The organism is Pseudomonas tehranensis, assembly GCF_014268615.1.
GTDB lineage: Bacteria > Pseudomonadota > Gammaproteobacteria > Pseudomonadales > Pseudomonadaceae > Aquipseudomonas > Aquipseudomonas tehranensis.
Genome location: NZ_JABWQV010000219.1, coordinates 1 through 8,472, shown reverse-complemented (window position 1 = coordinate 8,472; position 8,472 = coordinate 1). Strand labels below are relative to the sequence as shown.

The 8,472-nt window shown below is 59.1% G+C and carries 13 protein-coding genes; all 13 read right to left on the bottom strand.

The annotated features are described in order from the left end of the window. Nucleotides 1-60: 60 nt before the first annotated feature. Nucleotides 61-567 carry a phage major tail tube protein gene (locus HU811_RS22050; protein ID WP_092454191.1) on the bottom strand — a complete coding sequence of 169 codons (507 nt, stop codon included), beginning with the start codon at nt 565-567 and terminating at the stop codon, nt 61-63. Then, on the bottom strand, nt 567-1,733 hold the full coding sequence (locus HU811_RS22045; protein ID WP_092401116.1) for a phage tail sheath protein: 1,167 nt from the start codon (nt 1,731-1,733) through the stop codon (nt 567-569). The genes HU811_RS22050 and HU811_RS22045 overlap by 1 nt, the downstream gene beginning before the upstream one ends. Nucleotides 1,734-1,735: 2 nt before the next feature. Continuing rightward, nucleotides 1,736-1,963 carry a hypothetical protein gene (locus HU811_RS22040; protein WP_186658090.1) on the bottom strand — a complete coding sequence of 76 codons (228 nt, stop codon included), beginning with the start codon at nt 1,961-1,963 and terminating at the stop codon, nt 1,736-1,738. An 85-nt stretch (nt 1,964-2,048) separates the two neighbouring features. Continuing rightward, nucleotides 2,049-2,306 carry a tail fiber assembly protein gene (locus HU811_RS22035; RefSeq protein WP_186658089.1) on the bottom strand — a complete coding sequence of 86 codons (258 nt, stop codon included), beginning with the start codon at nt 2,304-2,306 and terminating at the stop codon, nt 2,049-2,051. A gap of 2 nt (nt 2,307-2,308) precedes the next feature. Continuing rightward, a complete protein-coding gene (locus HU811_RS22030; RefSeq protein WP_186658088.1) occupies nt 2,309-2,935 on the bottom strand; it encodes a hypothetical protein in 627 nt (208 codons plus the stop codon). Nucleotides 2,936-2,937: 2 nt separating this feature from the next. Continuing rightward, complete coding sequence (locus HU811_RS22025) at nt 2,938-3,489, bottom strand: hypothetical protein (RefSeq protein WP_186658087.1); 552 nt, start codon at nt 3,487-3,489, stop codon at nt 2,938-2,940. Next, nucleotides 3,486-4,130, bottom strand: coding sequence for a phage tail protein I (locus HU811_RS22020; protein WP_186658084.1), 645 nt, complete (start codon nt 4,128-4,130; stop codon nt 3,486-3,488). The genes HU811_RS22025 and HU811_RS22020 overlap by 4 nt, the downstream gene beginning before the upstream one ends. Next, nucleotides 4,127-5,122: a baseplate J/gp47 family protein gene (locus HU811_RS22015; protein WP_186658082.1), complete on the bottom strand. Its 996-nt coding sequence runs from the start codon at nt 5,120-5,122 to the stop codon at nt 4,127-4,129. The genes HU811_RS22020 and HU811_RS22015 overlap by 4 nt, the downstream gene beginning before the upstream one ends. After that, on the bottom strand, nt 5,119-5,451 hold the full coding sequence (locus tag HU811_RS22010) for a phage baseplate protein (protein ID WP_186658079.1): 333 nt from the start codon (nt 5,449-5,451) through the stop codon (nt 5,119-5,121). Before HU811_RS22010 ends, HU811_RS22015 begins: the two co-directional genes overlap by 4 nt. An 11-nt stretch (nt 5,452-5,462) precedes the next feature. After that, nucleotides 5,463-6,074, bottom strand: coding sequence for a phage baseplate assembly protein V (locus tag HU811_RS22005; RefSeq protein ID WP_092401137.1), 612 nt, complete (start codon nt 6,072-6,074; stop codon nt 5,463-5,465). Nucleotides 6,075-6,077: 3 nt separating this feature from the next. Next, a complete protein-coding gene (locus HU811_RS22000) occupies nt 6,078-6,587 on the bottom strand; it encodes a hypothetical protein (protein ID WP_186658076.1) in 510 nt (169 codons plus the stop codon). 44 nt (nt 6,588-6,631) lie between these two features. Beyond that, a complete protein-coding gene (locus HU811_RS21995) occupies nt 6,632-6,982 on the bottom strand; it encodes a phage holin family protein (protein WP_092401143.1) in 351 nt (116 codons plus the stop codon). Between the two features lie 517 nt (nt 6,983-7,499). After that, nucleotides 7,500-8,234 carry a LexA family transcriptional regulator gene (locus tag HU811_RS21990; protein ID WP_186658091.1) on the bottom strand — a complete coding sequence of 245 codons (735 nt, stop codon included), beginning with the start codon at nt 8,232-8,234 and terminating at the stop codon, nt 7,500-7,502. Nucleotides 8,235-8,472: the final 238 nt, after the last annotated feature.

Here is an 8,472-nt window from a genome sequence, read left to right as displayed (position 1 = left end):
CGCCGCTATCGCGAGCAGGCTCGCTCCCACCGGACTGTGTCCAGTTGCCAGGCACTTGTTTTAGGGCAGCAGCACCGCACGGCGGGCATCGCCGAGGATGTCGACGCCGTTGAGCACGAACTTCTGAGTACGCACGTCGATGTCGATCACCGGGACGCCATTTTCCAGACGGTTGTAGGTGCGGCAGGCCAGCTCAAGTGTCGTGGTGGGTTTGTCGCCCATCTTCAGCTTGGCCTCTTCCAGGGATTTGAGCTTGCCGCCGACGGTGTGGTAGGTGAACCAGGTGTTGCCATCCTGATCCTGGCCGGCTTCACGCACGTTCAGCAGAATGTCATCGCCCAATTGCACGCCCAAGGCGAGCATGATCTCCGGCCCGGCCCCTTGCAGCACGAGGGTAGCGTTCAGCACCTTGCCGCTCTTGGCCATTTCTTCGGCGATGAAGCGCCCGCCGGTCATCGCTTCCATGTCGAATTCGATCTTCGGCGGGGAGAACTCTTCCACGGTCGCCGACAACGGCAGGCCTTGCAGGGTGGCCGCGATGGCCTGTCTTACGCGGTTGGTAAACATTAGAGAACATCCTCCAGGAACTGCTCGATGATTTCATCGCGGGCGTTGAGTTGATAAATCATGTGTTCGTTCGGCGCGTAGCGACCGTAGTCGATGACCACGTACCAGGTGCCGTTCTTGTACTTCTCGACACTGTTCAGTTCCGGATGCAGGTACACGCTGCCGCCGGGGATGGTTTCGTCGGCGACCAGGGTTTGCAGCCAGTCGTTGATGCGCTTGACCTCCTGGTCCATGAAGGATTTGGTCAGGTTCTTGGCCATGGCCTTCTGGCCGGCTTTGACCAGCTTGCGGCTGATGGCATCTTCTAGGCCGACGTAGCTGATGAACTTGCCGGTGACGGAACGGTTACCCAGCAGCGAGAAGCCGCCGAGAATGGTCCGGGCGTAATAGCAAACGCCGTAGCGGTTGAGCAGATCGCCCTCGGTGGAGGTGTCGAGGATGTTGTATTCCACGGTGCGCGAGACGTCTTCAGCGTAGGTGACCTGGTTGCCCGGGCTCTCCCATTGCTTGACCTTGGCGAGCGCGGCGATGGCCAGGCTCGACGGCGCCAGGAAAACGTTTTTCTTCGCCGCCTTGGAGTACACCGCCGGCATGTTGTGCACCACCAGGCAACGGTCGAAACCCAGGTCCGCGCCGCCCAGTTCCTGGCTGTAAGTCACCTGATCAGCAACCGCGGCGTCCTTGCCGTCGAGCACCACACGCGCCTTGATGCGCTTGCCAAACGAGGCGAACTCGCTCGCTACCGCCTTGGTGCCGGTGAAGCCTGGCGCACCAATGATGGTCAGGTCTTCAGCGACCCCGCTCAACGCCGCCAGACCGAGCTTGCGACCGGTCTCGGCTTCGATGCCGCCGATGACATTGTTCAGCGTGTCAGCCGGTGTGGCGCCCTCTTCGACAATGACCACATAGACCGGCACCTTGACCACTTTGAGAATCTGGTAAACCGCCTGAAACAGCGTCCCCGCCTCAGCACCGGTCGGGTCCAGTTGGGACTGGGTGGTGAAGCTGTTGATGCGGAACGGGGTGTTTTTCGGAATCAGCGGATTGGCATTCGGCGCGGTGCCGACCAGACCGATGACGTTATCACCCAGGCCACCCATGGCCTCGGGAGATTCAGTGGCATTGACGGTGATGCCGTTGTGCTCGAAGTTCAAAACCTCAGCCATGGTTATTCAGCCTTTTTGGTTGTGGCCTTTTTGGCCGGGGTGGTTGGGATGGCTTGCGTGTCGCTGGTCTGTTTGCGCGCCTCCAGGACGCTGGTCAGCTCAAGGCGACCGGCACTGCGTAAGGCATTGGCCTCGACGTCCAGCAGTTCGAGCTTCTGGCCGATGCTCGACCAGTGGCCGCCGCCGGAGGGAAATGGCAACAGCACGGTGTATTGCTTACGAGAGGGCATCTACGGATTCTCCAGATGCGAAAAACACAAAAGCCCCATCACGGTGCTTATTGCGGGCGAAAAAAAACCGCTGTCGCGGTTGGGGTTACTTGATGAAGGCCGGAAGTACAGGCCAGACCAGTTTGGACGGATCCCCGATTTGCTCGGGGACATCACGCAGGGCCTGGCGATATGCCTGAACCTCGATCCGCTGGGCGTCTGTAGCCGGATAATCCTGCAATTGGGTGAAATCCGTTTCGCGCAGAAACTGATTGCGGCGTGTACGGATGGCCGCCCATTCGATTTCGCGCGAAGGCACAGCGAGGGGAAGTGCAAGAGTGTCGGTGATGGATGTATCAGACATGTTCATTCCTTACTGAAAACGACGGTATCGGCCAATGATAATTTGGTTTTCAAGTCGCCCAGACTGAATAACCGACCATTGCCCACGCGCATGGTGTCTATGCGCACAGTGGTGTAGTAAATACTGGGGATCAGAATCCGCATGACGATATTGCCGTTGGTATCAACATAGACCGCTGGCGTCATGTTCCCAAAAGTCGACACATTCAGCAGTGACCGAGTGGGTTGATAACAATATCCAACCAGCGTCTCGTCGATTATTTTCGCGGTACCGTAGCTGTAACCCTTGATATTGAACCAGAACATTTCCGAGTTAACGTTGATATTCAAAGGCACCATGAAGTGCATGTACACATTCGTGCTAGCACCTAGGTCGGTTGAGACAAACTCTCCCTGTGCGATACTGCCGTGGGGCTTTCCAGTTCCATAGACATGTCCCTGCAAAACATTGCGACGAATCGTGCCAAGAGCTGCAGGATCCCCTTCCACATCCTTCAGGCTTCGCCACTCATTGAACTGCGCCAACGCCGTAGCCATGGTCGTATTGATACTGCCAATTTTTCCATTGACCACCGAGGTCAAGTTGTTGGCCGCTGTCACCAGTGACGCGATAGTGGTTTCCAGACTCACGTTCAAGCTCCTTGTGCTGTTGATTTATTGGCTTCAAGCGTCATCACCCGGAACATCAGGCCAACATGCCGCACCATGTTGTCGATGTTGGCCGTCGCCAGCGCGGCGATTTCCTGGCTCAGCAGAATGTTGAGGTTTTCAGACCCGACGACCACCGTGACGCTTTGCTCCGGTAGCGGTGAAATATCCACTGTGAATTTTTGTAATACACGCGCTGCTGCGGCTTTGTATGTCAGCAACTTCCCCGACACCGAATACACCGCCAGCAGCGTGCCGGTGGAAAGATAAAAACCGAACTCGCCGATCTCGTACTCATCCGGACCGTCGAACAACGCAGCCATTCTTAGCTGCCCCGAATCGAGGTCTTCATAATCCACAATCGCCACGCGCTGTCGTTCATCGCGCAGCACGGTTTCCGATCCATTGGGATCGTAGCGAGCGGTGCCAGCACCGATGTGAGTGATCTCTCCTTTCAAGCCTTGGTTTTTTGCCTGCAACACTTCATCCAAACCGGCGGAAGTGAAGCGAACCAAGCGCGTAATGTCTTCTGTCATGGCTGCGCCCTGAGGTCGTAATCGTTAATGGTGTAGCGTTGGGAAACCCCAATGCTGGTAAGCCGCGCGCCGAGATCGAGTACCGGTAACACCCCGCACAAAAACAGCTCACCGTCGCTCAGCGGTCCGTGCAAAACTGCCGCCGCTGCCAGGCCGCCGCGCGTTTGATGCACGACGGTGATGCTGGCCTGGTCGCGCTCGCTCTTGGCTGCATTGATTCGCTGTATCAAGCGATTGTGATCACCACTGGCCCAGCCTTGACCGATGATGGCTTGCACATCAAAGGAATAGGGATGGGCATTGGGCTGCTGTTCGTACCAGGCAGTGACGTGGGGCGTGAACCCCAGAGACTCAACAGCGTGGTTCAAGGCCTGGCGAGTGCCGGCCTGGCGCTGGATCTGCCAGGACAGCGAAACCGTCAAACGTTTTTCCAGGTCGTTGGCGGCCGCGTCCCACTCGCTGACGCTGCGATCCGCCGCCAGATAAGGCAAGAAAGCGGTCGGGGTCTGGCTCGCGTTCATCAACTCGGGAAACGGCGGATCAATGCGTTCGAGCAACCGGGCGAAACCCAGATCGAGCGCTCTTTCCAGCGGCGAACTGTTGACCGGCAGCAGGCTGGGGCGAGGTGTGTCGTCACTCATAACGTATCCACCTCGACCTCGACGCCCGTGCAGTACGGGGCTTGAAAAGCCGTCGTCACAATCGGCTCGAGCGGTTCGAGAATCTGCAGCTGAACCGCACCGGCGCTGTGCAGCGTGTAGTCGATCCAGCTCGGGTCCACTCGGCCTTCCAAGTGATGACAAGCCTCGGCGTACGCCTGCAACTGCTGCTCGGCAGCAACCTTGGTCAACCCCGAATCCGGGCCGGCGTGGATCTTCGCCAGAACGCGGATTTTGTAGGGTTTGATTTGCGCGGGCTGGACGATGACCAGATCCGTCTCCGGTCGCACATCAGGCCGGGCGAAGTGCTGGCGAACACCGTCGAGCAGCGTCTGCGACGGCGTGCCATCGCCCTCGCGGGACAGTACCGTGACCGTGACTTCACCCGGCGCGGTGCGGCGTCCGTTACCGTCCTTGACCTGCGCCGCATAGCCATCCGGGTTGAAGGTGTAAGTGACCGTCATTACACCCGTCGTGGCGTTTTCCACCTTCACCAGCGGCCGCTCACCCAAGGTGAAAATCTCCCGCCGATACTGCATGCGCGAGCCCGCCGCCGGGGCATGGGGCGCCAGGTAGTAGCGCAAGCGGGCGTCCTCATCGCTTTCGTAAATCGGCTCGACAGGTGGGAATGCCGCCGGATCGCCCGGATCAAGCAACTGACGTTCAAGGCCCATGTCCGCGAGGCGGGCATCCAGATTCGTCCCTGTGGCCCACCACGCCAGCATCTGCTTGATACGGGCGTTGTATTTGCGTTCGTGGGTTTGCAGCCGGACGCAGAACGCCTCCAGGGCCAGGGTCAGCAATTCGCTTTCGTTTTCCAGGCTGTCCACAAGCTTGGCCGCGCTCTCGGGAGAGCGAGCGCCGACGTACTCGACCACGAAGGTTTTGAATTCGGCGAGCAGGTCCTCGAACGCTTCGACAGTGACGATTGCCGGTTCGGCCAACTGGTTCTGGCCGGGTATCAACATGCTCATGTCACCACCTCGAAAGTCTGTTTGCGGTTTTTCCAGGTGCCGGCGAAGCGCAACAACAAGCCGGCGCCCTGTCGGGTGGCGACAATGACCTGCGGCTCGAAGTCGCCGATGCCATTGTCCGGGTTGTAGAACGCTTGGGCTGCGTGGCTCTGGGCAAGAATCAGCACGTCATCGCCGAGGTTCTGCCCGAGCAATTGCGTGAGGGCGCAGCCATATAAAGGGCGCTTTTGCCGAGTGCCCAACGGCGTGGTCAATGCTCGAGTGGCGCGCTGCACGAACTGCAGCCAGTCGTCGACCGTGGCGCCGGTATTTCGATCGATTCCAATCATGAGGAAATCTCTTATGCGGTACTGATGACGCGCCCCTGGTGGTCCACTACCGGGCCGCTCAGGTGCACACCGGACGCGTCGAGCCGCAGGCCGACGGCGCCCAGTTGCAATTCGATGGCCTGCGGCGTCATTACCAGCCTCGCCGGGCCAATGCTTAAGTCGAGGGACTCACGGGAACCGGCGAACGCCGCCGGGCCATTTTTCCAATGCAGGACATGACTGGCGTGGTCGTAGCCGTTTTCCGAACCGTCCTGATAGAGACGACGCGTCAGCGAAGCCTGTGTCGAGACGGGTGGAAACTGACCGCCGTTGAGGCCGAACAAGGCCACCGACTGCCCACCGCTCTCACCGCCGCCATGGTTGAGCAGCAAACACTGCTCGCCCACCGAGGGGATGCGCGACTCGCTCTGTTCGCCAGCACTGGGATTGAAAAAACGGATCGCCGGGGTCAACAACTCGCCATGGCTGACCTTGCAGGTGTTGCTGGCCGCGTCGACCTCCTGACAAACACCGATGCGACAGAAACTGTCGGCGCGTCGGTGCAGGTCCTCCAGCTCGGTTTCCATCTCGGCCAAACGCTCGATGAGCGGCCCCAGATGCATCCGCAACAGCGCATCAAACATGGGTCAGTCCTCGAGTGCGGTGTATTGAGCCGGGTCGTCGATGTCCGACACTTCCCAGGTCCGGGCGAATTTCGGGATGCCCAACGGGTCCTCCAGCAGCGTCGGGCCGAGGTAGAGGGTTTGGGTAAATGAAAGGGTCCAGGCGTTGTAAGCCCGAGCTTCGTGGGTGAACGTGGATGCGATGCCTTCGATGTTCATGGGCAGGTCGCATTGATCGCCCGGCAGATTCCAGCGGTTATTGACGACCAGGTGTTTCAACTCACTGGCCAGATCGCAGGCCGCCAACGCTGTACCGGGCAACACGACCTGCATGGAAACCGTCAGGTCATGCGCGATACGTCCATCGTTGGCCCGGTTGCCCGGCGCATCCCGCTCAAAAGCGATCAACACCCAGGGTTGATCGCCAACACCGTCGAAATCCTGGAGCGTGCCGGCCCGCAAACCGGGAACAGTGGTACGCAGGGTTTCGGCGATGGCGATAAACAGCTGCGAAGGTTTTTCGATGATGGGCATTGATGGCCTCCTGTTTTTATGGCGACGCGAGGATCAGTCGCCGCTCACTGTTGGTCATGGCGAGAATCACGCGGCGGCACTTCGCAAACGCCAATGCGCTTGGCAACCCATCGTTCATAAAGACCGATGGCCACATCGGCACCGGCCATGGCGGTCAAACAGCCCAGGGCGCCGGCGCTCCAGATCGACAGGCCAAGGGCATACAGCAGCATGATTGCCGAGACGCCGCAGACCATGCAGGCGCCGGAGCGCAAGGCCAGGCGGCGCAACAGCGACCAGCCGCGGGCGCCCTCTTTGTCGGCACGCCACATCTCGCCGGACACCCCGCCCACCAGGGCGAGCACGATGACCAGCCAGATCGGCATGTCCAGCAACGCTTGTTGCTCGTTTGTCATGTCACGCCTCCTGGGGGTGATAGATGAAAGGTGTGTATTGGGTTCAAACGATGTCTCTTGAGGTAGGCATTCCAAAAAGCCCGGGGTGAACCGGGCCTTTCAGTAATGCGGTCCTTCGCCTTCCCTGGCCGGTGGCCAGAAGGAAGTTGATCTTTCGGCGCGACTGGCGCGGTACGGATCCATTCAAATTGTTTTTCCGACCGCGGTCCCTGCCCGCCGGATAACTGCTTCTGGTGCTTTACGCTGCACACCCGGGTCAGTTGCCAACCCTCTGAACCGTTAAGGCCGGTTCATCGCTGCCTGTTGGTGAAACTAAAGAGCTTTGTTGCCAGCCGCTTTGTCGAGCGGCTTGGACACAGAATATGCATGGATGCATATACAGTCAATGCGTAAATGCATTTATTTATGCATGACTCATGCATCAACGCATCGGCGTTCAATGAATACGGGGGGTGGGCGATTTTCAGAGGCGAAAAAAAACCCGCACGGTGGCGGGTTTTATCTGACAGCGAGAGGGTTAACGGGCGTACATGCCCCACCAGAAGACGTGGCCGAGGATGACGATTTGCTCATCCTGCATTTCCTGGAAGGTGTAGTCCTCATCCGGGTGCTCGTCGCGGTTGAAGCTGCGCAGGCGGATGCCGGTGGGCAGACGATAAAGCTGCTTCACTCGCAGTTGGCCGTTGTGATTGATGGCGTAGAGGTCGCCGTCCACGATGTCGCCAATCCCGCATTTACCTGCGTTCACCCCGACCGTGGCGCCGTCGCGCAGCACCGGCAGCATGCTGTTGCCGCGAACGGTCACGCATTTGGCCTGGTCGAACTGTACGCCGTTATGCCGCAGGCTGCGCTTGCCGAAGCGCAGGCTTGAGCGCTCGCTTTCCTCAATGACGAATCTTCCTGATCCAGCAGCCAATTCAACCTCACGCAGAAAAGGGACCGACACCTCGTCGTCCTCGACGGGTGTTTCGTCGTCCCAAAGGCTTATGTCCTTGAGTTCGGAATGCGGCTCGTCGCGACGGCTATTGCCCGCGGACGAAAGGTCCGCGCGCCCGCGCAACTGGTCGGTGCTCACGGCGAAGTATTCGGCGATCTTCGAGATGTGTTTATCCGAAGGATCGACGATCTTGCCGCTCAGAATCCGCGAGAGGGTGGACTGAGGCACGCCGGTACGCCGGTGAAGCTCCGTGGGGGAGATCCCGTGCTGATCGAGCAATGCTCTTAATACGGTAGAAACGTTGCGTTTTTGCATAACGCGCATAGTGCTTGTTCTTTTCGTAGAAGACAAATGCTGTTTTGCATAAACGTGCATATCGATGAAGAAACCATTCACTCAAGGTGGGCCCGATCCACCGTGGCGAGGGAGCTTGCTCCCGCTGGGCTGCGCAGCAGCCCCAAAAAACCTCCAATCACTGAGCATTCGGCGAATTGAGCTCAGTCCTTTTGGGCGCGCTACGCACGCCAGCGGGAGCAAGCTCCCTCGCCACGGG

Bases quoted from the DNA above. Each gene is read 5' to 3' on its own strand.
- HU811_RS22020 (WP_186658084.1), bottom strand. From the start codon at position 4,130: ATGAGTGACGACACACCTCGCCCCAGCCTGCTGCCGGTCAACAGTTCG.
- HU811_RS22000 (WP_186658076.1), bottom strand. From the start codon at position 6,587: ATGCCCATCATCGAAAAACCTTCGCAGCTGTTTATCGCCATCGCCGAA.
- HU811_RS22045 (WP_092401116.1), bottom strand. From the start codon at position 1,733: ATGGCTGAGGTTTTGAACTTCGAGCACAACGGCATCACCGTCAATGCC.
- HU811_RS22035 (WP_186658089.1), bottom strand. From the start codon at position 2,306: ATGTCTGATACATCCATCACCGACACTCTTGCACTTCCCCTCGCTGTG.
- HU811_RS21995 (WP_092401143.1), bottom strand. From the start codon at position 6,982: ATGACAAACGAGCAACAAGCGTTGCTGGACATGCCGATCTGGCTGGTC.
- HU811_RS22040 (WP_186658090.1), bottom strand. From the start codon at position 1,963: ATGCCCTCTCGTAAGCAATACACCGTGCTGTTGCCATTTCCCTCCGGC.
- HU811_RS22005 (WP_092401137.1), bottom strand. From the start codon at position 6,074: ATGTTTGATGCGCTGTTGCGGATGCATCTGGGGCCGCTCATCGAGCGT.
- HU811_RS22050 (WP_092454191.1), bottom strand. From the start codon at position 567: ATGTTTACCAACCGCGTAAGACAGGCCATCGCGGCCACCCTGCAAGGC.
- HU811_RS21990 (WP_186658091.1), bottom strand. From the start codon at position 8,234: ATGCAAAAACGCAACGTTTCTACCGTATTAAGAGCATTGCTCGATCAG.
- HU811_RS22015 (WP_186658082.1), bottom strand. From the start codon at position 5,122: ATGAGCATGTTGATACCCGGCCAGAACCAGTTGGCCGAACCGGCAATC.
- HU811_RS22025 (WP_186658087.1), bottom strand. From the start codon at position 3,489: ATGACAGAAGACATTACGCGCTTGGTTCGCTTCACTTCCGCCGGTTTG.
- HU811_RS22010 (WP_186658079.1), bottom strand. From the start codon at position 5,451: ATGATTGGAATCGATCGAAATACCGGCGCCACGGTCGACGACTGGCTG.